We start from the raw sequence: 23185 nt of genomic DNA, 5'->3' as shown, positions 1-23185 counted from the left end.
AAGCCCGGAAGCCGACCATCACACGATCGAGTTAAACCGCCCTCGTGCACGCTCCCCGGCAAGCAGCTGACGACCCCAACAATCCCGACGGGGGATTCCTCCGCCGCCACCAGATGCTGTGGCTGCTCGACGAGCTGGCCGACCTCGATCTGGTGGTGGTCGACGAGTCGTTCATCGACTTCGTCGACGGTGAACGGGCCCCGTCCGTCGCCGACGAGGCCGCCCTGCGCCCCAATGTCATCGTCCTGAAGAGCCTCGGCAAGAACTTCGGCCTCCACGGCATCAGATTCGGCTACCTCGTGGCCAACCCGGCCCTGGCCGCGACCGTCCGCCGGGCACTGCCCAAGTGGAACCTCAACTCCTTCGCCGAGAGCGTGGTCTTCATGCTCAAGGAATACGGAGTGGAGTACCGCCAGAGCCTGGCCCTGCTCGCCCGCGACCGCGCCAACATGTCCCTCGCGCTCGCGGCGGTACCGGGCCTCACGGTCTTCCTCTCCCAGGGCAACTTCGTCCTGGTGAAACTGCCCGACGGGGTCGACGGGACCGTGCTGCGCGACCGCCTGCTCACCGAGCACGGCGTCTTCGTCCGCGAATGCGGCAACAAGCTGGGCAGCAGCAGCCAGTTCATCCGGCTCGTCGTCCGGCCGCACGAGGATGTGCAGCGGCTCCTCGACGGTCTCCAGTCCTGCCTCCCCGCCGGACCGACGGCCCTGTGGCGCCAGCCCTCCCGGGGCGCCCACGCCGACCTCCCGTCGGCGCTCGCTGCCGCCCAGTAGCCCGGCCGCCCGCCCGGGGTGGTTGGGGGCGTGGTTAGCATCCCGTGTGACACAGACGACCTCGCACGGCCCGCGCAGCGGCCGGGACGGCGACGCCACGCTGCCCCGGCGGCGCATATTCGCCGATCTGACGCCGCTGCGGACATCCCCGCACTACCGGCGGCTCTGGTTCGGCAACACCATCTCCTGGGTCGGGCAGGCGATGACCGCCCTCGCCGTGTCGCTCCAGGTGTACGACATCACCCGGTCCAGCTTCTCCGTCGGCCTGGTCGGGCTGTGCTCGCTCGTCCCGCTCGTCGTGTTCGGGCTGTACGGCGGCGCCATCGCCGACACCGTGGACCGCCGCAAGCTCGGGCTCGCCAGTTCCGCCGGGGCGGCCGTGCTCTCGGTGGGGCTCGCCGCGGCCGCCCTGGCCGACTTCCACCGGGTGTGGTTCCTCTACACGGTCGTCGCGCTGCAAGCGGTCTGCGGGGCGCTGAACTCCCCGGCCCGCACCTCGATGATCCCCAAGCTCCTGCCGCCCGAGCAGCTGCCCGCGGCCAATGCGCTCAGCTCGATGACGACCACCTCGGGCATGATGATCGGCCCCATGCTCGGCGGGCTCATCGTCGGCCTGTGGGGCTACCAGGCCGCGTACCTCATCGACGCCGTCGCCTTCAGCGCCGCGCTGTACGCGATGTGGCGGCTCCCCTCCATGCGTCCGGAGCGCGCACAGGGGCCCAAGCGCCGGGCATCCGTCATCGACGGGCTGCGGTTCCTCGCCACCCGGCCCAACCTGCGGATGACCTTCTTCAGCGACATGTGCGCGATGGTGCTCGCCCATCCCCGCGCCCTCTTCCCCGCCGTGGCCGTGCTCTGGTACGGCGGTGACGCCAGGACCGTCGGACTGCTGGTCGCCGCGCCCGCCGTCGGGGCGCTGCTCGGCGGGGTGTTCTCCGGCCGGCTGGGGCGGATCCGCCGGCACGGGCTGGCGATCCTGCTGTCCGTCGCCGCGTGGGGGACGGCCATCGCCGTGTTCGGGCTGACCCGCAATCTCTGGCTCGGGCTGTTCTTCCTCGCCCTCGCAGGGTGCGCGGACACGATCAGCATGGTGTTCCGCTCCACCATGCTCCAGGCGGCGACCCCGGACGAGATGCGCGGCCGGTTGCAGGGCGTCTTCATCGTGGTGGTCGCGGGCGGGCCCCGGCTCGGTGACTTCCTGGCCGGCGCCGCCGCCGATCTGACCTCGCCGGGCGTGGCCGTGACCGGAGGCGGCCTCGCCTGCGTGGTCGCCGTCGGGCTGCTTGCCCTGCGCTGGCGCGGTTTCGCCCGGTACGACGCGAGGGTGCCCAAGCCCTGACCGTACGGCTGGAGCTGGCGGAAACCTGCCGTGGCGGCCATCCGCCCCCTCCGTTTCTCCCCCTGGCCACACCAGCCCCCCGACACTCTTCGCAGCACTCGAGCTCCCGAAGAGAGGGCGTCCATGACCAGAGCACCCGCGAGACGCAGAGCGAGGCTGGTTTCGGCCGGGCTCGCGCTCGTACTGCTCCCGGCCGGGCAGGCGATGGCTGACGGGCGGCAGGCGAACGCGCCAACCGCCCAGCAGGCCGCGTCGAAGCCGCAGACCGCAGTGAAGCCGCAGACCGTCACGCTCATCACCGGCGACAGGGTGACCGTCACCGATCTCGGCGGCGGCCGGAAGACCGTCGAGGTGGAGCGGCCCAAGGGTGCGACCGGTGCAGTCCGCAGCGAGATAGCCAACGGCCGGATCACCGTCGTGCCGGACGAGGTCCGCCCGTATGTGCAGGCCGGGACGCTCGACAAGCGGCTGTTCGACGTCAGTGAGCTCCTCCGGCAGGGGCTGGGCGACGGCGACGCCGCCCTCCCGTTGATCGTGACGTACACGAAGAACACGAAGAACACGAAGGGCGCACGCAGCGCGCCGCGCGGCGCCGAGCAGGTGCGCGCGCTGCCCAGCGTGGGCGGCGCCGCGGTACGGGCCCGGACGGACGGCGAGTTCTGGGGGGCTGCCACCGCCGCCAGGACCAGCGCCATGTCCCGTGATGCGGGCGGCGCCTTCGCCGCCGGCGTCGCGAAGATCTGGCTGGACGGCCGGGTCAAGGCGGACATGGCCCAGAGCAATGCGCAGATCGGCACCGCGAAGGCATGGGAGGCCGGGCTCACCGGCAAGGGCGTCAAGGTTGCCGTCCTCGACACCGGTGTGGACGCCGCTCACCCAGACCTCAAGGACCGGATCGCCGAGTCGAAGAGCTTCATCGAGGGCGAGGAGGTTGAGGATCACAACGGTCACGGAACCCACGTCGCCTCCACCGTCGGCGGCAGCGGTGCGGCCTCCGAGGGCAAGGAGAAGGGCGTCGCCCCCGGCGCGCAGCTCGCCGTCGGCAAGGTGCTCAGCAACGCGGGCTCCGGCTCCGAGTCGCAGATCATCGCCGTATGGAATGGGCGGCGAAGGACATCGACGCCAAGATCGTCTCCATGAGCCTGGGCTCGACGGAGTCGACCGACGGAACCGACCCCATGGCCGAGGCCGTCAACACCCTCTCCAGGGAGACCGGCGCGCTGTTCGTCATCGCCGCGGGCAACCGCGGCGGCCCCTACACCATCGGCTCCCCGGGAACCGCCGACTCCGCGCTGACCATCGGCGCCGTCGACTCCGCCGACCGGCGGGCGTACTTCTCCAGCATGGGTCCGCGCCCCGGCAACCACGGCCTCAAGCCGGACCTCGCCGCCCCCGGCGTCGACATCCTGGCCGCCCGCTCGCAGTACACCGGCGGCGAAGGCTCGTACGTCACGCTGAGCGGTACGTCCATGGCGACCCCGCATGTCGCCGGCGTGGCCGCGCTCCTCGCGGAGAAGCACCCCGACTGGAACGGGCAGCAGCTCAAGGACGCGCTGATGAGCACGTCCAAGCGGCTCGCCGACTCGCCGTACGAGCTGGGCTCGGGCCGGGTGGACGTGCCCGCGGCCGGCACCGCGCAGATCACCGCGTCGGGCAGTGCGGACTTCGGTCACTACAGCTGGCCGTACGAGGCGAACAAGCCCGTCACCCGGACGCTGACCTACGCCAACTCCTCCGACGCGCCGGTCACTCTGACCCTCGCCGCCGAGGGCGCACCGGCAGGTGTCGTCACTCTCGCCGACACCACGCTGACCGTTCCCGCGCACGGAACCGCGCAGACCACCGTCACCGGCGACGGCACCAGCGCCCCGGTCGGCAACACCTCCGGGCGGATCACGGCCACGGCCGGTGGAGCCGTCGTCGCGCACACCGCCGTCGGCCTGGTCAAGGAGGAGGAGCGGTACACCCTCACGGTCCACGTCAAGGACCGTGACGGCGCACCGACCGGAGCCTGGCTGGGCGTCAAGAAACTGGTCGAGAACGTCGACCCCTGGACCGAGGTCGTCGGCGACTCCGGCACCCTGGAGCTGCGCCTGCAGCCCGGTACCTACTCGGTGAGCTCCTTCCTGGACGTACGCGGCAGCAAGGGCAAGGACTCGCTCGGTCTCGGCTTCCTCGCCGACCCCGAGATCGTCCTCGACCGCGACCGCGAAATCACCCTGGACGGCCGCCGGTTGCGCGAGATCAGGGCCGAGGTCGACAAGCGCAGCGAGACCCGTCAGCTGCTGATGGAGTTCAACCGGCAGGCGAACGGCGGTGCCGTCAGCGGTGTCGTGCAGGTGCCGCCGATGTACGACAGCATCTTCGCGGCGCCCACCCGCAAGGTCAGCACCGGCTCCTTCGAGTACCGCACCGTCTGGCGCCTCGGCAAGCCGATGATCGAGGCGAAGGCGGGCGGCAAGCGTCTCTCCGAGGCCACCCTCCAGGCGGGGACCACCATGCTCGACGGGCGGCAGCGGCTCTCTGTCGTGGACGCGGGTTCCGGCAGCCCTGCCGAGTACACGGGCAAGGGCGTACGCGGCGCGGCCGTCGTCGTACGTGCCACCGGCGCACTCACCCCGGTGCAACTGGCCGACGCGGCTCAGGAGGCCGGTGCCAAGGCGCTGTTCGTCACCGACGACGCCCCCGGCCGGCTGATGAGGTGGTTCGGCACCGCGGAATGGGCCGACCGGCCGCTCCAGGTCGCCACGGTCAACGCGGCCGACGCGGCCCGTCTGGCCGAGGCGGCCCGGAAGCACCAGAAGCTGGACCTCACCGTCACCCGGTACACGCCGTACGTCTACGACCTCTCGGAGGGCCACCCCGGCGCGATCCCGAAGCACGATCTGACGTTCGAGCCCAGGAGCCGTGAACTGGCTGTGATCGACGCCGAGTTCCACGCGGCGAAGCCCGCCGACGGCAGCGACTTCCGCTACTCCATCACCGACACCTTCCCCATCGGCTTCGGCTTCCAGGAGAAGATCGCCTTCCCGGTCGGGCGCACCGAGTACGTCTCCACCGGCGCCGGCCAGCGGTGGCACGAGTCGGTCAGCAACGGCCCCGGTTCCCTCGAGTCGCGCAGCGGCCAGGTGACCTACCAGGGCGGCGTCCGCACCGAAGTCAACTGGTTCAAGCCGGTCCTGCGCCCGTGGCTCGGTACGGGTCTGGGCTGGGGCCAGCAGCGCGCGGGCAACGGCCTGCAGTTCAACACCCCGGGCTGGGGAGACTCGGGTCCCGACCACACCGGCTTCGGCGATGTGTGGAGCGAAGAGTCGCTGACCCAGTTCACCGAGGTGTACGTGGACGGGGTGCGGGTCGACCGCCGGATGGGCTCGGGCGCGTACGTCTGGAATGCCGAATCGCACGAGCAGACCTTCAAGGTGGTCACCGACACCACCATGGACCCGGAGCGCTGGAGGCTGTCCACGCGCGGCCACTCCGAGTGGACCTTCAGGTCCAAGGAGACTCCGGCCGACCGCTACACGTTCCTGCCCCTGCTCAACCTCGGCTTCGCCGTGGACACCGACCTGACCGGTGATGTCAGCGGCGGGAAGAAGATCCCGGTCGGGATCTTCTCCGAGTACGTCAAGGGGGCACCGGACACCGGCAGGATCGGTGCCGGCACGCTGGAGGTCTCGTACGACGACGGAAAGACGTGGAACTCCGTCGGACTCGATCGCAAGCCGGGCACGTCCGCGGCCTGGCAGGGCACGATCTCGGTCCCGGAGGACGCGCAGTACGTCTCACTGCGTGCTTCCGCGGCCGATGACCGGGGCGGTTCGGTCAAGCAGGAGATCATCCGCGCGGTGGGCGTGAAGTAGCCTCCGGCACTCGCCCGCAGGAGCTGCCCGGCACGGGTTTGTGCCGGGCAGCTCTGTTGCGTCTCGTCTCAGTCCGCGTCTCAGTCCGCGTCGAGTCAGTCCGTGTCGACGGGCGGCTTGGTCAGCGGGCCGCCCGCGTCACCGGTGTTGACCACGCCCGTGGGCTCGAACAGCATGATCGCGGTCTCCTCCTCGGCCACCGGGCAGTGCTCGACCCCGCGCGGGACCACGAACAGCTCCCCCGGGCCCAGGACGACGTCGCGGTCCCTGAGCTGGATGGTCAGCCGGCCGCTGACGACCAGGAAGAACTCGTCGGTGTCCTCGTGCGTGTGCCAGACGAACTCTCCCTGCACCTTGGCGAGTTTGACCTCGTAGTCGTTGACCGCGGCGACCGTGCGCTGGGCCCAGTGGTCGCTGAAGCGGGACAGTTGCTCTTCGATGTTGACCGTCATGGGTCCCAGCCTGCCGCCCCGGTCCCGTTCTTGTCTGCCGACCCCAAGAGGCGGCCCCCACGGCCGCGGGGAGGCGGACCGTGGGGGCCGGTGTCGCGCCTGCCGCTCCTGGGGGGCGTAGGAGGGGTCGGCGCGGGGAGGGGGCCGGCGCAGGGAGGGGGCTGGTCAGCAGACCCAGAGGCCGTCCGCCTTGTCGTTGTTGGCGCTGCCGACGTTGGCGCTGGACGAGGGAGCGGTGGACTGCCACAGCTGGGCCCAGGAGCTGCCCGTCCAGTTGTAGACGGTGGTCCGGGTGCCGCGCGTCTGGTTGTTGTGCCAGGAGGTGGTCTGGTCGTTGAAGCCCCAGTCGGCGAGGTTCTCGAAGTTGCAGTCCGACCAGGTCAGGCGGCGTCCGTCCCAGTTGGAGTGCTCGTACAGACAGGTCCAGGCATAACGGCAGTTGGGCGAGCCGAGCGGAACGGCGGCCTCGCCGACCGCGCGGGCCTTCTTCTCACCGGGTAAGGGGAAGGTCATGACGGCTTTGCCGCCGCGCCAGGCGATCTGGTTGACGCCGATCTGCTTGCCGCCGGGGGTGGTGGCGAGCTGCTTGTCGATCTGCTTCTGCAGTCCGGCGACTTCGCTCTTGCTGAGCCCGGCCTGCTTCGCCTCCGACGCAATGGTGGACTCGAGTGCGGTCGGCGCGGTCGAGGCGGAGGTCGGGGCGGCCACGCCCAGGACGGCCATGGCTCCGGCGGTGGCGGCAACGGCGAATTTTGTTCTCGTGCGCATAGGAACCGTGTTCCCTTCTGATCACGAAATTCCGGGGTTGTCCGGAGTGACCCAAACGCTAGTGACGGGGCGGTCGAGGCTCCAGAGGCTTTCTGGTCGTACCGCTCGCTGCGCCACGGAGGCCGGGCTTGCGGGCCCGGCCGGGCGCCGTCGGGTCGCGAACGCCGCCCGCTCTCGCAGGTCGGCGGGCGGGTGCCGCGGCGGGCGGCGGGGCAGCGGCACGCGGAGGCGGATCATCCACGGCCGTATGGAGCGCCAGTAATGAGCCAATGTGCTGATCGGTCCCTACATTGGGCCGACGATCCCGCGTGCCACGCCGAGCTCCACAAGATCCTGCGGGCGCAGCCGCAGCTGGTCCGCCGTGGCCGGAGCGTCGGCCGGCGAGCGCTTGAGGATCGCGGCCGCCGCCTCCGGGGCGATGACGGAGAAGTAACTGTCCGGTGTCACCCAGGTGTTGCCGGGGGCGGCCAGCGCCAGCGCCCCGCCCGAGCCGCCCTCGCCGATGAGCAGGGTGGTCACCGGAACGCGGACAGCGGCCACGGCGGCGAAGACATCGGCGATGGCGGCGCCCGCACCGGCGCGCTCCGCCTCGGCGTCGTTGGCGGCGCCCGGGGTGTCGACCAGGGTGAGCACCGGGATGCCCAGCCGGTCCGCGAGACGGATCAGGCGGGCGGCGGTGCGGTAGCCGGCCGGCAGGGTCGCGGTGCCGCACTGGGCGGCGTACGCGATGCTGCGGCCCTCGCGCAGGCCGAAGCCGCAGAGCATCCCGGCATCGGTACCGCCGCACCGGTCTCCGGCCACGGACAGCCGGAGGCCGAAGTACGCGTCCAGGTACGCCTGGGCACGCGGCCGCCCCGCCTCCCGCGCCTGCCGTACGGCATCCCATCCGGTACGGGGCAAGGACGCCGAACCCAGCGCGTGCGGAGGCGCGGCGGGCAGCGCCCGGCGATGCCCCGGCGCGGCGGGCCCCTCCGGCGTGCGGCCCTGTGCCGGGGGAGCGCCGACCGGTCCGCTCGGCGGCACGGCGCCCGGCTGATCCGGAGCCGGTTCGGGCCGGACCCCTGGCTCCTCCGGGGCGGCGCCGCTCGTCAGCAGGGTCAGCCAGTTCCGCAGCGTGCCGCGCAGCTCCTCCGGGCGCACCACCGCGTCGACCTGGCCCGCGGCCAGCTGGCCCTCCGCGCTGTACGCCGCCGGGTCGGCGCCCGGCGGGCGGACCCGCGAGCCGGCGAAGCCGACCTGTGCGCCGGACAGCGCCAGGATCACATCCGCCCCCGCGCCGAGCGTGGCCCAGCCGCCGCCCGTCGTCGGGTCGCGGAGCACGGCGATCTGCGGCAGTCCGGCCGCCCGCAGGAGCGCCGACTGCCGGGCCACGCGCTGGAGTTGGGTAAGCGCGAGCATGCCCTCCTGCATCCGGCTGCCGCCGGTGGCGACCAGCGAGACGAGCGGCAGCCGGTGCTCGCGCGCATGGGCGTACGCGGCCTCCAGCCGGTCGCCGGTCCGCTCGCCCAGCGAGCCGCCCAGGAACCGGAACTCGAAGGAGACCGCCACGGCCTCGCTCCCGCCGATCGCCGCCGTGCCGCACACCACGGACTCCCGTTCCCCGGTCCGTTGCAGGGCGCGGGCGCGCGAGGCGTCGTACCCCTCCCAGGCCAGCGGCCCGTCCGGCTTCGACGGCCGGAGCGGGACGGGGAGTTCGGTGAAGCCGTCGGTGACGGAGGCGATGGCCTGGCGGGCCGTCGTACCGTCAGCCATGGAGGGCCCGCTTCATGACCTTGCCCATGTCGTTGCGGGGCAGCGCGTCGAGGTAGCGGACCGTGCGCGGCCGCTTGTGCGGGGCGAGCAGGCCGGCCACATGCTCGGCCAACTCCTCGGCGGACGGCGGAAGTCCCGGATCCGCGGGCACGATCCAGGCGACGATCCGCTCACCCAGGTCCTCGTCCGGCTCGCCGGTCACGGCCGCCTCACGTACGCCCGGGTGGTCGAGCAGCGCGTTCTCGATCTCGCCCGCGCCGATCTTGTAGCCGCCGCTCTTGATCAGGTCCGTGCCCTTGCGGCCGACGATACGCACATAGCCGTCGGGATCGCGGGTCGCCATGTCACCCGTACGGAACCAGCCGTGATCGAAGGCGGCCGCTGTCGCATCCGGACGGCCCAGGTACTCCGTGAAGAGATTCGGGCCGCGCACCTGGATCTCCCCGATCGTCTCCCCGTCGTACGTGGTGACCTCGGCCCCCGCCTCGTCGACGAGCCGCAGTTCGACACCCCGCAGCGGCACCCCGACCGTCCCGGGCCGCGCTTCGCCGTCGGCGCGGACACTTGTATTCATGAGGGTCTCGGTCATGCCGTACCGCTCGATCACCCGGCGGCCCGTCGCCGCCGCGATCCGCGCGTGGTCATGGACCGGCAGCGCGGCCGAGCCGGAGACCAGCAGCCGCGCTCCGGCCAGGGCCTTGGCCAGCTCCGGGTCGGAACCGGCTGACTCCGCCAGCCGGTGGTACATCGTCGGCACGCCGAACAGCATCGTCCCGCCGGCCGCGAGCTCGCGCGCCACGCCCTCGGTGGTGAACCGGCCCAGATGCCGTACCGAGCCGCCGCGGCGCAGCGGACCGAGGATGCCCAGGATCAGGCCGTGTACGTGGAACAGCGGCAGCGCGTGGACCAGGACATCGTCCGCGGTCCACTGCCAGGCGTCCTCCAGCGCGTCCAGGGTCGAGGCGATCGCGCGGCGGGACAGGACGGCGCCCTTGGGCGGTCCGGTGGTGCCGGAGGTGTAGACGATCAGGGCGGGGGAGTCGGCGGAGGGCTCCGGCGGAAGCGGCGCGCCGGGCGCGGCCGAGGCGTCGGCCGTGACATCGATACGGGCCAACTCGCCCAGCGCGGGCGGCAGCTGCGCGCCGGGCTCGGCCAGCACCAGCGACGGCGCGCAGTCGGACAGGATGTGCGCCAGCTCGCGCTCGCCGGTCTTCGGGTTCAGCGGTACGGCGGGGACGCCGGCCAGCAGCGCGGCCACCACGCCGACGGCGGTCTCCAGGGCCGGCGTGGCCCACACCGCGACCGGCCCCGCGCCTGTGCCCGAACCCGGCCCTGTGCCCGAACCCGGCCCTGTGCCCGGCCCCGCCCCCGCGCCGGGCCCCGCGCCTGTGCCCCGCCCCATGCCCGCGCCCGGCCCCGTGCCGGAGATACGGGCGGCCAGGGGGCCGGCTGCGGCGGCCAGCTCGGCGTAGGTCAGCGACCGGCCGCCGAAGCGCACGGCCGTACGGTCCGAACCCGCGTGCAGCGCGGGAAGCAATCCGGTAGAAGCCACGTCTCGTACCCTACGTGGGCCACTGCAGCGGCAGGGCGATCTTCACGGCATACAGCGCGACCAGCCCGTACCCGGTCCGGAACGTCCACGCGCGGGCCGTCGCCGAGATCCGCGAGCCCGCGAAGGAACTGGCCGCGACCAGGAGTTGCTGCCACACCAGCGAGGCCACGAAGACCCCGGCGACGAACACCGCACCGGCCCCGCCGCCGACCAGGGACGCGCCCTGGGCGGTGGTCAGCGCCGCGAAGTAGAGGGCGGTCGTCGGGTTGATCAGGGTCAGCGCCGCGAACCGGGTGAACGTGCGCACGGCTCCGACGCGCGCCCCGGCGCCCTCGCCGGCCGGACACCCCTCGGCCGCCGGGACCGGATCGTGCGCGCGCCGAGAGGCGAGCAGCCCACGTACCGCGATCACCAGCAGTACGGCCGCCGACACCAGCCGTACCCACCCCTCGGAACCGGAGAGCGCGGTGGCGACCAGCGGTCCGAGGGCGGTCGCCACCGCCGCGTACACCATGTCGACGACCGCGACCGCCGCCGCGGCGGCGACCGCCCCGCGCCGCCCCCGCATGCCCTCCTGGATCAGCAGCACGCCCACGGCCCCCACCGGCATCGCCACACCCAGGCCCGCGGCAGCGCCCGCGAGGGCGGTCGTCAGTACGTCGCTCATGCCGGACACTGTCGGCGACCGGCCGCGGCTCGCGCGGCCGAATTCCGGCTCGTACTGCGACAATCACGGTATGGACAGGCTGGACAGGGACATCCTCGGCATCCTGCAGGGGGATGCGCGGATCTCGTACCGCGATCTGGGCGCACGCGTCGGGCTGAGCGCGAACGCCGCCGCCGACCGGGTCCGCCGGATGCTGCGTGACGGGGTCATCCGCGGCTTCACCACACTCGTCGACCCGGCCGCCGACGGCCGGCCCGGGCTTGTGGTCTTCATCGACGTCACCCTGCGGCTCGACAAGAAGGGCGAGGACTTCGAGAAGGCGGTGCTGAAGCTGCCCGGCATCACCGAGGTGGTGCATGTGACGGGTGAGCACGACTATCTCGTACGGGCGAGGGCCGCCGACCCAGCGGCGCTGGACGCGCTGCTGCGCATGCTGAAGCGTGACGCGGGCGTCGCCCAGTCGAACACGAGGATCGCGCTCCGGGCAGCCCGCGGCTGACACCAGGCGCGGACCGCCCCGCCCGCCCGTATGCCGCCGCGAGTGCGCCGCGCAGGGCCACCGGCTCGCGAAGCGGCGCTTACTGACGGCCGCCGCGGCATCGCGGCAGTGCGAGCGTGCCGGTGAGCTTGCCGCCGTTCTGGACCTCGACGAACACCGGTTCGCCGCCGAGGAGTTAGTCGTGTACGGGACTGCCCGGCGCGATCTGGTGGCGACCAGGTCGCCCGTGAGCAGCGCACGGTGGTGAGGCGGCCGCACCATCGCGATCCCCACCCGCGTGCCGAGCACCCGCAGCAGCGCGAGGTCGTCCTCGGTGAAGGAACCGTCCCAGCCGGAGCCAGAGCGCGCGGCTCCCGTCATTCGGCCAGCTGATCCAGAACCATTGGTGTGATCTTGCCTTCGATCATCGCGCCCAGCCCCAGCACGGCGCACACGTCGGGCCGTTCGGCGATGTGCACGGGCATTCCGGTGGCGTCCCGCAGCATCTGGTCCAGCCCCGGCAGCAGCGCGCTGCCGCCGACCATCATGATGCCCCGGTCGGTGAGGTCGGCGACCAGATCGGGCGGGCAGTCGCGGAGCACCTTGCCGATGCCGTCGAGTACGGCGGTGAGCGGGGTGTGGATCGCGTCGCGTACGGCGGCCGTCTCGACCTGCACCGAGCGGCGGAGACCGGTGACGACGTCCCGGCCGTGGATCTCGGTGCGCGCCGGGCCCTGCCGGGTGAGGCCGTTGCCGCGCAGGGCCAGCTGCAGCGGCCGGACGGCCTGGCTCGGCAGCATCAGTTCGTGATGGTGGCGCAGGTGCTGGACGATCGCGTGGTCGATCGCGTTGCCGCCGACCGGGACCCGCTCGGCCGTCACGATCGAGCCGAGCGAGAGCACCGCGACCTGGGTGTTGGCGGCCCCGCACACCATGATCATCGAGGCGGTCGGCTGCTCGACGGGCAGTCCGCAGCCCACGGCCGCGGCGATCAGCGTGTCGACCAGCTCGACCCGGCTCGCCCCCAGGCCCACCAGGGTCTCCACGGCGGCGCGCTGCGCGAGCGGGTCGCTGCCGTGCGGGTTGCAGGCCGCGGCGCGCAGCCGCGGCTTGCGGCGCAGGGTGCGGCGGAGCTTCTCGCCCAGCAGGTGACGGAGCATGCGCTGCGCCATCTCGATGTCGACGACGGTTCCGCCGGAGACCGGGCGTACGACCCGGATGTAGTCCGGGGTACGACCCGTCATCCGCTCGGCGAACGAGCCGACGCCGATGAGTGCACCGGTCCTGATGTTCACCGCGGCGACGCTGGGTTCGTCGACGACGAGGCCGGCGCCTTTGACGTACACCCGGGTCCGGGCGGCCCCCATATCGACGGCGAGGTGGCAGCGGCGCAACTGCTCAAGACTGACGGTCACGGCAGATCCTCCCGAGAGCGCTGACGCGGACGGCCGGACGGCGTCCCTGTTACCGCATCGTGCGCGGCAGTCCGGGGAAGGCGCGCGCTGGGCTGCGCCGGTCGGGGGTGCTGCACAAGGGTGGTCTTCCGTATCGCCCGTGTCCCGGCCGCGCCCGCTGCCGGGACGTCACCAGGCGGAAAGGCAAGTGGTGCTGACGGCTCGGCAGGGGCTGCGCTGACCGTTTCCCTGTTCGCACCGGCCGCGTCGCGGGACCCCGGCTCGCCGGCGTCGTCCGGTCACCGCACCGGCGTCGCCGCTGTGCGCTGGAGCAGACCCCAGGTGAACTCCGCCACCACGTCGTGCCGCTCGCCCTCGCCGTCCGGCGCGGTGAAGGCGAGCCGCCAGCGGGTGGGGGCGGTGCCCTCCATCGGACGGGCCGGGGCGAACGCCCGCGCCACCTCGTCGACCGTGCACGACCAGGGCCGCAGATCCGCCGACGTACGCAGCGCCGGCCCCGGAGCGCCCGGTGCGCGGATCAGCCATTCGTTCCATACGGCGCCGGTCGGTGCGGTCAGCACTTCGAAGCGCAGATCCGGCCAGAGCGGCACGGGCCACAGCAGCGCCTCGCACTCCAGATCGCCGATCTTCCGCTGTACGGAGGACTCGGGCGCGCCCAGCACCGAGCGGTAGCGCCCGACCGCGCCGCGTCCCCGGGGGGAGCGGACCATGGCCTGCCAGCGGCGGTTGGCCTCGCGCATCTCGGCAAGGGAGGCGCCCAGTTCGTGCCGGGCCTCTTCGACCAGACCGGGCTGGTGATCTGCCATCCGGCGGAGCAGCACGAGCTGGAATTCGCGCGGACCGAAAAGTGTCATGGCGTCCATCCTGCCCGGCTTGCGGACCCGCCGGGGAATCAGAGGTTCCACACTGAACCTTCACAGTCTCGGCTCCCGCTCGTGTCATTGAGCCGCATAGCCTGCGGGCGCCATGGATTACTGCCACGCGTGCCGGCGGCACCTCAACGGCGCCCTCGCCTGTGCCGGGTGCGGGACCCCCACTGAGGAGCTCCGGCGAACCGATGCCGTAGACCCCGCCGTTCAGGACGCCTTCGATTTCGATCTGGGAGTCGTTGAACCGGCGGGCCATCGCCGCGCCTCCCCACGGCCGGCCGCCGCCACGCGGCGGACCCCGGGACGGGCGGCCGCACGCTCACGGCGCCGGCGGAACCGGAAGGTGATGTTCGGCTCGCTGGGGCTGGTCCTCGCGGCCGGCGCGCTGAGCTTCGCCGAACTCGCGATGGAGAAGCCCGGTGAGGACCGGGCCTCGACCGTCGTGCAGGAGGACGACGTGCCGCCGGAGCAGCCCGTCGTCGAGCCGTCCGGGATCGAGGCGCCCGAGCCGGTCGGTGAGGTCACCGCCAAGCCGACGGTCCGGTCGTCGGGCAGTGCGGACGCGGCCCCGACCACCCGTGCGGAGCCGAGCCCTTCGGAGCCCGCCGAGGTCACCGAGAGCCCGTCCTCCTCCTCGCCGTCCCAGGTGCCGGACCCGGACCCCGACCCGGACCCCGACCCGGATCCGGATGCCAGTGAGTCCAAGGGCGGTCCCTCCGCCGAACCGACCACGGCTCCGCCGCCCGAGCCGGAGCCGGAGCCGAGCGAGACCTGCGTCCGATTCCTGTGGTGGTGCACCTGACCTGCGGCTGAAACTGCGGCCGAGAGCCGAGAGCCGAGAGCCGAGAGCTCAGCCCAGCATCCGCTTGAGCAGGTCCCGCAGTACCGTCCGCTCGTCCACCGACAGCCCGGCCAGCGGCTCGCGCGCGAAGTCCAGCGAGTCCCTGAGCCGGGCCGCCGTCTGTCTGCCCTCGGCCGTGGGCGCCGCGAGCTTGACGCGGCGGTCGGCCGGGTCCGGGCGGCGCTCCACCAGCCCGCGCGCTTCGAGCCGGTCGATGATGCCGGTGACGTTCGACGGCTCGCACTTCAGTTTCTGCGCGATCCGGCGCATGGGCAGCGGCTCGATGGACAGCAGTCCCAGGACCCGGGCCTGGGCCCCAGTGAGCTGGTGCTTGCCCGCCGCTTCGTCGTACTCCTCGTAGTAGCGGGCCACGACGGTGCCGATGAGTTCGACGACCTCGAGGGTCAGGGAGTCTGCGCGGGTGGCCATGGGCATCAGCGTACCCATTTACTTGACAACATGAAATATCTAGGGGCATCGTTGTTTCAGGTCCTGAAGTATTAATTGGAGGCTGCCCCGCATGTCCGCCCTTCCCCCCACCAGCCGCGAATGGCACCTCGTCGCCCGCCCCCAGGGCTGGCCGACCCCCGGCGACTTCGCCCTGCGTGAGACCCCGGTCACCGAGCCCGGCCCCGGCCGGATCCTGGTCCGCAACCTCCACATGTCGGTGGACCCGTACATGCGCGGCCGGATGAACGACGTGAAGTCCTACATCCCGCCTTATCAGCTCGACCACCCGATGGACGGCGGCGCGGTCGGCGAGGTCATCGCCTCGAACGCGGACGGCTTCGCGGTCGGCGACCACGTCCTGCACGGCCTGGGCTGGCGCGAGTACGCCGACGTGGCCGCCAAGCACGCGACCAAGGTCGACGCCTCGCTCGCCCCGCTCTCGGCCTACCTCGGCGTGCTCGGCATGCCGGGCCTGACCGCCTACGCCGGCCTCTTCGAGGTCGCCTCCTTCAAGGAGGGCGACGCCGTGTTCGTCTCCGGCGCGGCCGGTGCGGTCGGCAGCCTGGTCGGCCAGATGGCCAAGCTCCGGGGCGCCTCGCGTGTCATCGGCTCGGCCGGTTCCGACGACAAGGTCAAGCTCCTCGTCGAGGAGTACGGCTTCGACGCCGCCTTCAACTACAAGAACGGCCCCGTCGCGGAGCAGCTGCGCGAGGCAGCCCCCGACGGCATCGACGTCTACTTCGACAACGTCGGCGGCGACCACCTCGAAGCGGCCATCGGCTCGCTGAACGTGCACGGCCGTGCCACCCTCTGCGGCGCCATCGCCCAGTACAACGACACCGAGCCCGCCCCCGGCCCGCGCAACCTCGCGCTGGTCATCGGAAAGCGGCTGCGACTGCAGGGCATCCTCGTCGGCGACCACGCCGCGCTTCAGCCGCAGTTCGTCCAGGACGTCTCCGGCTGGCTCCGCTCCGGCGAGCTCAAGCACCCGGAGACCGTCGTCGAGGGCATCGAGAACGGCGTGGACGCCTTCCTCGGCCTGCTCCGCGGCGAGAACACCGGCAAGATGATCGTTTCTTTCACCCGATAGTCTCAACCCCAGCCGCCGCGATCGTGGGCGCGAGTCGCGGCGAACCACAGGAGGAAGCTTCTACATGTCCATCGAGAACATAGCCGTCGCTTACACCGCCGTCGCCACCGCCGAGAACGGCCGTGACGGCCGCGTCGCCAGCGACGACGGCAAGCTCGACGTCGTCGTCAACCCGCCCAAGGAGCTCGGCGGCAGTGGCAACGGCACCAACCCGGAGCAGCTCTTCGCGGCCGGCTACAGCGCCTGCTTCCAGGGCGCCCTGGGCGTCGTCGCCCGCGCGGAGAAGGCCGACATCTCCGGCTCGACCGTGACGGCGAAGGTCGGCATCGGCAAGACCGAGGCCGGCGGTTTCGGCCTCGAGGTCGCCATCTCGGCCACCATCCCGAACGTGGACGAGGCGACCGCGAAGGCCCTGGTCGAGAAGGCCCACCAGGTCTGCCCGTACTCCAGCGCCACCCGCGGCAACATCAAGGTCGAGCTCTCCGTCGTCGCCTGACGCACAGCGCCGAGCCTGTACGTACGAGGGCCGCATCCCGACATCACGGGATGCGGCCCTCGTCGCATCACCCGGCTGACGTCAGCAGGGCCCTCGAAGACCACCCCGTAACGGTCCGCCAGCACCCGCGCCTGCTTGCGCGCGGACGACGGAATCAAGGCGCTGCCGTCCGTGGCCCGCGCCACCCGGACGCCTTGCGCCAGCAGGGAGTTGACGGCGGCCAGTACCTTCGGGTCGGTCAGCCGCAGCGCCAGATCCCCGTACGGTGCGACGTACCCGGTCGGGGCCGCCGCGTGGACCGGACGGGAGGGGACGTGCCCACGCGTACCTCCAGGGGAGGGAATGTCCGTACGCGAGGTCTTACACGGTTCAACTGCCGTACAACAAGGGGGCCTTCCCGCCTCCTGCGCCACCGTGGTCACGTGCCCGAAGTGGGCGCGCGGGCTCCGGATAGGCTGGGCGCATGCGTGATCTAGGGACAGGCTTCGGCTATCTGATGAAGGGCCAGCGCTGGGTCGGCCGGCACGGCCGCTGGTTCGGCTTCGGCCTGCTCCCCGGGCTGGTCGCCCTCGGGCTGTACGTCGGCGCCCTCGTCGGACTCGGCTACGGCGCCGACGACCTCACCGCCTGGGCCACCCCCTTCGCCGACGACTGGTCCTCGCCGTGGAGCGGTCTCTTCCGTGGTTTCCTGACCGCCCTCCTCTTCGCGCTCGGCCTGTTCCTCGCGGTGATCACCTTCACCGCGGTGACCCTGCTGATCGGCCAGCCCTTCTACGAGTCGCTCTCCGAACAGGTCGACATCGGGGAGGGCGGCACCGCGCCGGAGTCCGGCCTTCCGCTGTGGCGCGAGCTGTGGGTCTCCGCCCGGGACAGCCTGCGGATCCTGGTACGGGTCGTCTGCTACGGCATCGTGCTCTTCGCCCTCGGCTTCATCCCGGTCGTCGGCCAGACCGTGGTCCCGGTGATCGGTTTCTGCGTCTCCGGGTTCTTCCTCGCCCACGAACTGACGGCCGTGGCCCTTCAGCGCCGCCGCATCGACCAGAAGGCCCGGCTCGCGATGCTGCGCCAACGCCGCATGCTGGCCCTCGGCTTCGGCGTCCCGCTGGTGCTGGCGTTCCTGGTCCCGCTGGTGGCGGTCTTCCTCATGCCGGGGGCGGTCGCAGGCGCGACGCTCATGGCCCGCGACCTGGTGGACGACGACCCGGACGCCACCCCCGTGGGCGGCGCGGCCCTCACCCTGGACAAGGGCGCGCCCCCGCCGACTAGACCTTGACGGTGCGCACGCGGTCGCCGCAGAGCTGGGCGATGTCCTCCGGGTCCGACGTGAGTACGGTGACTGGGCCGGGGCAGCGGAGCGCGGTGGCGGACAGCATGGCGTCGATGGCGTACTTGTGGCCGTGGAGCTTGGCGGCCGCGAGCAGTTTTGAGGCGGCCCGGGCAATCTCCTCGCTGACCGGCTCGACGTGGATACGGGAGAGTGCCCAGTCGAAGCGGGGCTGAGGAATTCGCGGGTCGCGCGCCTCGACCAGAGTGGCCGCTGACGTGATGACCCTGGTGTCCTCTTCCTCGGCAGCGACCAGCCATGCGGTCAGGGAGGGATCGCGGCTCACGGTCTTGGAGAGGCCCTCGCTGTCCAGAACCAGAGTGCCGCCGGCCGTCACGCGGCGGCTGAACCGGAGTCGCGCCGGTCATTCGCCCGCAGGGCTGCGCGCGCCTCTTCAACCGCCTGACGGTCCACGGGGCCGTGTTCGGCCTCTGCGGCGTCGATGAGCTCACGGAGCTGCTCGCGCTCCATCTGACGCGCAACCGCCGCGGTGACGAACGCTGAGAATCCGCCCGGCCCCGTTCGTGCTCGCACGGTTTCCGCAAGGTCTTCGGGCATGCTGATCGAGTACTTGCGCGTGACGTTGCTCATACGGCGACGGTACCACCGGCGGTGTCATCCCGGCTTCATTCCTGGTGAGGATCACCCGTAAGTGTGCCGGCACGGCTTCGCCGCGCAGTACGGGTACGAGGACCGGGGCGAGGCGGCCACCGTTCCCCGGCCGGTCCAGGAGCCGGGGCGCGCGTCGTCGGACCTACGCGGGCGGCTCCGCGGCCGTCACGTTGCGGTAGGCCATCTCCGCCAGCCGGTTCTGGCCGTTCTTGCTGGGGTGGAACCAGTCCCAGTGGCTCAACTGCTCACCCGTGAAGCGGTAGGCGAAGACCGCCCCGCCGTCGTAGCGGCAGTACAGGTCCTTCCGGCACATGTCCCCGAGCGCCTGGTTGTACTCCATGACCCGCTGCTGCACCGCGTCCCGCCGCGCGCCCGCCGCACCGTCCGTGGCCTCCGCGTCGCCCAGCATCGACCGGCAGATCCCCAGCTTCCAGATCTGCTTGCCGAGCGGATTGCCGCGCCCCTGCGACCAGAGCCGCTTCAGGTCGGGCACGCTCGTCACGTACACCTGCGCCTTCGGCAGCTCGCCGCGCAGCGCCTTCATCGCCGCCTCGAAGCCGGCGCGGAAATCGGCCACCGGCGTCATCGCGGCGACCGAATCGCGGCAGGCGTCGTTCGCACCGACCATCACCGTGACCAGTTCTGGCCGGTTCTCGACCGCGATCTTCATCTGGGCGGCGAGATCGGCCATCCGGGCGCCGGTCCGCGCGTAATTCCAACTGCGCGTCGAGACCACCGAGTCCCCGAGCAGTCGCGAGGCGAGAGAGCGCACCTGCGCGTCCGTACCGGTGGCCCAGGACGCCTCCGGGCAGTCGGAGAGCACCGAACACGCATCGAATCCCCGGGTGATGGAGTCACCCACAGCGGCGATCGACCCCGGGCTCGGGTCCCAGCGCGGCGTCGGCTTGGGAGAGGGCCGCCCGCCCGCGGCCGAAGCCTGCCGCCCGCTGCCCTGGTCGCCCGCCCCTTCGCACCCGGCGAGTGCCCCGACCAGCACAAGCGCCGCCGCCGTCGCTCCTGCGACGGCGGCGCGTCCGCGGCAGCTGCGCACGGTCTCCCGCATCCCCTGGCCCCCTCGTTACCCGGTCCGGTGGCGTCCTGCTGGGTGAAAGCTTGGTGTTTACCGCCCCCTGGACCGACAGTACGTCACACCTCCGCCCCCGGCGCACGGTAGCTTTTCCCCGTGGCAGTCAAGCCACACGGCTCCGGTAAATTACATCACGTCACATACTGTCCGTTTTCAGGAGATTCACTCCGGATGCTGTTTACTATTGGTGACCTCGGGAGCGGTAAGGGATCGAGGCCGCTGGGGATGGCGAACCTCGTCCCACACTGGAGGTCCCCGTGACGACACGTGGAGTTCTGTACGTACACTCCGCCCCCCGCGCGCTGTGCCCGCACGTCGAATGGGCAGTAGCGGGCGTCCTCGGCGTGCGTGTGAATCTCGACTGGATCAGACAGCCGGCCTCGCCCGGCACCTGGCGAGCCGAATTCTCCTGGCAGGCCGAATCCGGCACCGCCTCCAAGCTGGCCTCCGCGCTGCGCGGCTGGCATCTGCTGCGCTTCGAGGTGACGGCCGAGCCGTGCCCCACCGCGGAGGGCGAGCGGTACAGCTCCACGCCCGAACTGGGCATCTTCCACGCCGTCACCGGCATCCACGGCGACATCCTCATCCCCGAGGACCGGCTGCGCGCGGCCCTGGCCCGCTCGGCCCGCGGCGAGACCGACCTCGAGGCGGAGATCGCCAAGCTCCTGGGCAAGCCCTGGGACGACGAACTGGAACCTTTCCGCTACGCGGGTGAGGGCGCCCCCGTGCGGTGGCTGCACCAGGTGGTGTAGGGGCGTCCCGCACCCCCCGGCCGCCCTGCCGTGGGGCTCATGGCTGACCAACTCTCCGTAGCAGTGCTCGGTACCGGCGTCATGGGCGCCGCGATGGCCCGCAACCTCTGCCGCGCCGCGCTGGATGTCCGCGTCTGGAACCGTACGCACGCCAGGGCCCAGCCCCTGGCCGCCGACGGCGCGCGGGTCGCCGCCACCCCCGCCGAAGCCGTGACCGGCGCCGATGTCGTCCTCACCATGCTGTAGAACGGCCCGGCCGCCGTGCAGACGATGACGGCCGCCGCCCGCGCCCTGCGCCCCGGCGGGGTCTGGCTGCAGTTGACGACCGCCGGTGTCGAGGCGGTCCCCGCGCTGGCCGAACTGGCCCGTACGTACCAACTGGTCTTCGTGGACGCGCCGGTACTCGGCACCAAGGGGCCCGCCGAGAAAGGGCAGCTCACCGTCCTGGCTGCGGGACCGCCGCAGGTGCGCGACCTGCTCGCCCCCGTCCTCGACGCGGTGGGGCAGCGCACCGTCTGGCTATCGGACGACGGCGCGTCCGCGGCCGCCACCCGCCTCAAACTGGTCTGCAACAGCTGGGTTCTGACGCTCACCCAGGGCGCCGCAGAGGCGCTGGCGCCGGCCAACGGCCTGGGCGTGGACCCGCGGGGCTTCCTGGACGCCATCGCTGGCGGCCCGCTGGACTGCGGCTACCTCCGGCTCAAGTCCGCCGCGATCCCGGACGCCGACTACACGCCCAGCTTCTCGGTCTCCACGGCGGCCAACGACGCCCGGCTCATCGTCGAGGCCGGCACCGCGGCAGGCGTACGCCTGGACGTCGCGGCAGCGGGCGCGGAACGTTTCCGGCGCGCCGGGGAACAGGGCCACGGCGCCGAGGACATGGCGGCGACGTACCTCGCGAGCTTCGACTGACGTACGCGAAGGCCCGCCCGGTATCGGGCGGGCCTTCGCGTACGCACGTATACGGCCGGATCAGAGCGAACGGAACGCCAGGACCACGTTGTGGCCGCCGAAGCCGAACGAGTTGTTGATCGCGGCGATCGTGCCCTCGGGGAGCTTGCGCGGCTCGGCACGGACCACGTCCGCCTCGACCTCCTCGTCGAGGTCGTCGAGGTTGATGGTCGGCGGAGCCGTCCGGTGGTACAGCGCGAGGACCGTGGCGACGGTCTCGATACCGCCGGCGCCGCCCAGCAGGTGGCCGGTCATCGACTTGGTCGCGGAGATCGCGACATGGTCGAGGTCGTCGCCCAGCACCTTGCGCAGCGCCTTGATCTCGGCGATGTCGCCCTGCGGGGTCGAGGTCGCGTGGGCGTTGAGGTGGACGACCTCGGACGGCTTCAGGCCCGTGTTGTCCAGCAGGTTCTGCACCGCCGCCGCGACACCGCGGCCGGTCGGCTCGGGCTGCGCGATGTGGTGGCTGTCCGCGGACAGGCCCTGGCCCAGCACCTCGCAGTACACCTTGGCGCCGCGCTTGGCCGCGTGCTCGGCGGACTCCAGGACTACGACGCCCGCGCCCTCGCCGAGGACGAACCCGTCACGGCCCTTGTCGTACGGACGCGAGGCCTTCTCGGGCTCGTCGTTGCTCTTGGACATCGCCATCATGTTGGCGAAGGCGGCGATCGGCAGCGGGTGGATGGCCGCCTCGGTGCCGCCGGCGACGACGACATCGGCCCGGCCGGTGCGGATCATCTCGACGGCGTAGCCGATCGCTTCGGCGCCGGACGCGCAGGCGCTGACCGGGGTGTGCACGCCCGCCCGGGCGTTGACCTCGAGGCCCACGTTCGCGGACGGGCCGTTCGGCATGAGCATGGGCACGGTGTGCGGGGAGACGCGGCGTACGCCCTTCTCCTTGAGCACGTCGTACTGGTCGAGCAGAGTCGTTACGCCACCGATGCCGGAGGCGATGACCGACCCCAGACGCTCGGGGGCGACCGTCTCGTCCTCGCCCGCCGGAGCGGTGAAGCCCGCGTCGGCCCACGCCTCGCGGGCCGCGATCAGCGCGAACTGCGCCGAGCGGTCCAGCCGGCGGGCCAGCGGACGGGGCAGGACGTCGCCCGGGTCGACCGCCGCCGGTGCGGCGATGCGGACCGGGAGGTCGGCGAAGCGCTCGCCCTCGAGGGGCTTCACGCCGGAGCGGCCGGCCAGCAGGCCTTCCCAGGTCGATGCGCTGTCGCCACCCAGTGGTGTGGTTGCGCCGATACCGGTGACGACCACGGTGCGATTGGTCGAGCTCACAGGAATTCTTTCTCCACGTGTAGAGGGTGCTGAATTGTCACGGCGCCACCGCCGGGTGGCGACAAACGCTCGTCAGGCTCAGGCCTTGCCGACCTGGTGCTTCTCGATGTAGCTCGCGGCGTCGCCGACGGTCTTCAGGTTCTTGACGTCCTCGTCCGGGATCTTGACGTCGAAGCGCTCTTCGGCGGCGACGACGACCTCGACCATGGACAGCGAGTCGACGTCCAGGTCGTCGGTGAAGGACTTGTCCAGCTGGACGTCCTCGACCGGGATACCGGCGATCTCGTTCACGATCTCGGCGAGACCGGCGACGATCTCTTCCTGAGTGGCGGCCATGTGGGCGCTCCTTCGATATGTATCAGAGAGGGTG

General features: G+C 71.8%; 20 protein-coding genes and 3 pseudogenes. 10 read left to right on the top strand and 13 right to left on the bottom strand.

Features of this window, described 5'->3' with window-relative positions:
• Positions 1 to 71: 71 nt before the first annotated feature.
• The 3 genes and pseudogenes from NLX86_RS24995 to NLX86_RS24985 all read left to right on the top strand — a co-directional run.
• Positions 72 to 692, top strand: a pseudogene (locus NLX86_RS24995) (aminotransferase class I/II-fold pyridoxal phosphate-dependent enzyme); the annotation flags it as partial.
• Between the two features lie 130 nt (positions 693 to 822).
• Positions 823 to 2115 (top strand): MFS transporter, encoded by a 1293-nt coding sequence (locus NLX86_RS24990; protein WP_254374020.1) that lies wholly within the window; start codon positions 823 to 825, stop codon positions 2113 to 2115.
• Positions 2116 to 2238: 123 nt separating this feature from the next.
• Positions 2239 to 5975 (top strand): annotated as a pseudogene (locus NLX86_RS24985) (S8 family serine peptidase).
• Positions 5976 to 6070: 95 nt separating this feature from the next.
• On the opposite strand, the gene NLX86_RS24980 reads toward NLX86_RS24985, so the two are convergent.
• From NLX86_RS24980 to NLX86_RS24960, 5 genes are all read right to left on the bottom strand, one after another.
• Entirely contained in the window at positions 6071 to 6427 is a 357-nt protein-coding gene (locus NLX86_RS24980) for a cupin domain-containing protein (RefSeq protein WP_254374019.1), read from the bottom strand.
• A 165-nt stretch (positions 6428 to 6592) separates the two neighbouring features.
• Positions 6593 to 7195, bottom strand: coding sequence for a peptidase inhibitor family I36 protein (locus NLX86_RS24975; RefSeq protein WP_254374018.1), 603 nt, complete (start codon positions 7193 to 7195; stop codon positions 6593 to 6595).
• 285 nt (positions 7196 to 7480) lie between these two features.
• On the bottom strand, positions 7481 to 8947 hold the full coding sequence (locus NLX86_RS24970) for a carboxyl transferase domain-containing protein (protein WP_254374017.1): 1467 nt from the start codon (positions 8945 to 8947) through the stop codon (positions 7481 to 7483).
• Positions 8940 to 10499 (bottom strand): acyl-CoA synthetase, encoded by a 1560-nt coding sequence (locus NLX86_RS24965; RefSeq protein WP_254374016.1) that lies wholly within the window; start codon positions 10497 to 10499, stop codon positions 8940 to 8942. Before NLX86_RS24965 ends, NLX86_RS24970 begins: the two co-directional genes overlap by 8 nt.
• 10 nt (positions 10500 to 10509) lie before the next feature.
• Positions 10510 to 11166, bottom strand: coding sequence for a LysE family transporter (locus tag NLX86_RS24960; protein WP_254374015.1), 657 nt, complete (start codon positions 11164 to 11166; stop codon positions 10510 to 10512).
• Between the two features lie 70 nt (positions 11167 to 11236).
• Between NLX86_RS24960 and NLX86_RS24955 the strand changes: the two genes are divergently transcribed.
• Complete coding sequence (locus NLX86_RS24955; RefSeq protein WP_254374014.1) at positions 11237 to 11665, top strand: Lrp/AsnC family transcriptional regulator; 429 nt, start codon at positions 11237 to 11239, stop codon at positions 11663 to 11665.
• 356 nt (positions 11666 to 12021) lie between these two features.
• Here the strand turns inward: NLX86_RS24955 and NLX86_RS24950 are convergent, their stop codons facing one another.
• Together NLX86_RS24950 and NLX86_RS24945 are read right to left on the bottom strand one after the other, a co-directional pair.
• Positions 12022 to 13059, bottom strand: coding sequence for a rod shape-determining protein (locus tag NLX86_RS24950; RefSeq protein ID WP_254374013.1), 1038 nt, complete (start codon positions 13057 to 13059; stop codon positions 12022 to 12024).
• 278 nt (positions 13060 to 13337) lie between these two features.
• Positions 13338 to 13922, bottom strand: a complete 585-nt coding sequence (locus NLX86_RS24945; RefSeq protein ID WP_254374029.1) for a hypothetical protein — start codon at positions 13920 to 13922, stop codon at positions 13338 to 13340.
• A 352-nt stretch (positions 13923 to 14274) separates the two neighbouring features.
• On the opposite strand from NLX86_RS24945, the gene NLX86_RS24940 reads away from it, so the two are divergent.
• Positions 14275 to 14730, top strand: a complete 456-nt coding sequence (locus tag NLX86_RS24940; RefSeq protein ID WP_254374012.1) for a hypothetical protein — start codon at positions 14275 to 14277, stop codon at positions 14728 to 14730.
• Between the two features lie 48 nt (positions 14731 to 14778).
• On the opposite strand, the gene NLX86_RS24935 is transcribed toward NLX86_RS24940, so the two are convergent.
• Positions 14779 to 15198 carry a MarR family winged helix-turn-helix transcriptional regulator gene (locus tag NLX86_RS24935; RefSeq protein ID WP_254374011.1) on the bottom strand — a complete coding sequence of 140 codons (420 nt, stop codon included), beginning with the start codon at positions 15196 to 15198 and terminating at the stop codon, positions 14779 to 14781.
• Between the two features lie 91 nt (positions 15199 to 15289).
• Here NLX86_RS24935 and NLX86_RS24930 point away from each other — a divergent pair, with 91 nt between their 5' ends.
• The 3 genes from NLX86_RS24930 to NLX86_RS24915 all read left to right on the top strand — a co-directional run bounded on the left by NLX86_RS24930 (position 15290) and on the right by NLX86_RS24915 (position 18078).
• On the top strand, positions 15290 to 16309 hold the full coding sequence (locus NLX86_RS24930; protein WP_254374010.1) for an NADP-dependent oxidoreductase: 1020 nt from the start codon (positions 15290 to 15292) through the stop codon (positions 16307 to 16309).
• A gap of 64 nt (positions 16310 to 16373) precedes the next feature.
• Entirely contained in the window at positions 16374 to 16805 is a 432-nt protein-coding gene (locus NLX86_RS24925) for an organic hydroperoxide resistance protein (protein ID WP_254374009.1), read from the top strand.
• A gap of 463 nt (positions 16806 to 17268) precedes the next feature.
• Positions 17269 to 18078 (top strand): EI24 domain-containing protein, encoded by an 810-nt coding sequence (locus NLX86_RS24915; RefSeq protein ID WP_254374008.1) that lies wholly within the window; start codon positions 17269 to 17271, stop codon positions 18076 to 18078.
• Here the strand turns inward: NLX86_RS24915 and NLX86_RS24910 are convergent.
• The 3 genes from NLX86_RS24910 to NLX86_RS24900 form a co-directional block, all read right to left on the bottom strand.
• Positions 18068 to 18466, bottom strand: coding sequence for a DNA-binding protein (locus NLX86_RS24910; protein WP_254374007.1), 399 nt, complete (start codon positions 18464 to 18466; stop codon positions 18068 to 18070). The two genes, NLX86_RS24915 and NLX86_RS24910, sit on opposite strands and share 11 nt — an antisense overlap.
• Entirely contained in the window at positions 18463 to 18720 is a 258-nt protein-coding gene (locus NLX86_RS24905) for a CopG family transcriptional regulator (RefSeq protein WP_254374006.1), read from the bottom strand. The genes NLX86_RS24910 and NLX86_RS24905 overlap by 4 nt, the downstream gene beginning before the upstream one ends.
• Before the next feature lie 163 nt (positions 18721 to 18883).
• The gene (locus NLX86_RS24900) at positions 18884 to 19804 is read right to left on the bottom strand and encodes an SGNH/GDSL hydrolase family protein (RefSeq protein ID WP_254374005.1); all 921 of its coding nucleotides are present in this window, start codon (positions 19802 to 19804) and stop codon (positions 18884 to 18886) included.
• A gap of 281 nt (positions 19805 to 20085) precedes the next feature.
• On the opposite strand from NLX86_RS24900, the gene NLX86_RS24895 reads away from it, so the two are divergent.
• Together NLX86_RS24895 and NLX86_RS24890 are read left to right on the top strand one after the other, a co-directional pair.
• A complete protein-coding gene (locus NLX86_RS24895) occupies positions 20086 to 20580 on the top strand; it encodes a DUF3145 domain-containing protein (protein ID WP_254374004.1) in 495 nt (164 codons plus the stop codon).
• A gap of 39 nt (positions 20581 to 20619) precedes the next feature.
• A pseudogene (locus tag NLX86_RS24890) lies at positions 20620 to 21492 on the top strand (NAD(P)-dependent oxidoreductase).
• 60 nt (positions 21493 to 21552) lie between these two features.
• Here NLX86_RS24890 and fabF read toward each other — a convergent pair.
• Together fabF and NLX86_RS24880 are read right to left on the bottom strand one after the other, a co-directional pair.
• Entirely contained in the window at positions 21553 to 22815 is a 1263-nt protein-coding gene (gene fabF / locus NLX86_RS24885; RefSeq protein WP_254374003.1) for a beta-ketoacyl-ACP synthase II, read from the bottom strand.
• Positions 22816 to 22893: 78 nt separating this feature from the next.
• Positions 22894 to 23151, bottom strand: a complete 258-nt coding sequence (locus NLX86_RS24880; protein WP_254374002.1) for an acyl carrier protein — start codon at positions 23149 to 23151, stop codon at positions 22894 to 22896.
• Positions 23152 to 23185 lie beyond the last annotated feature (34 nt).

Source organism: Streptomyces sp. A3M-1-3 (assembly GCF_024213665.1).
GTDB lineage: Bacteria > Actinomycetota > Actinomycetes > Streptomycetales > Streptomycetaceae > Streptomyces.
The sequence above is the reverse complement of the archived record's forward strand: the minus strand, read 5'-3'. Positions and strand labels throughout refer to the sequence as shown.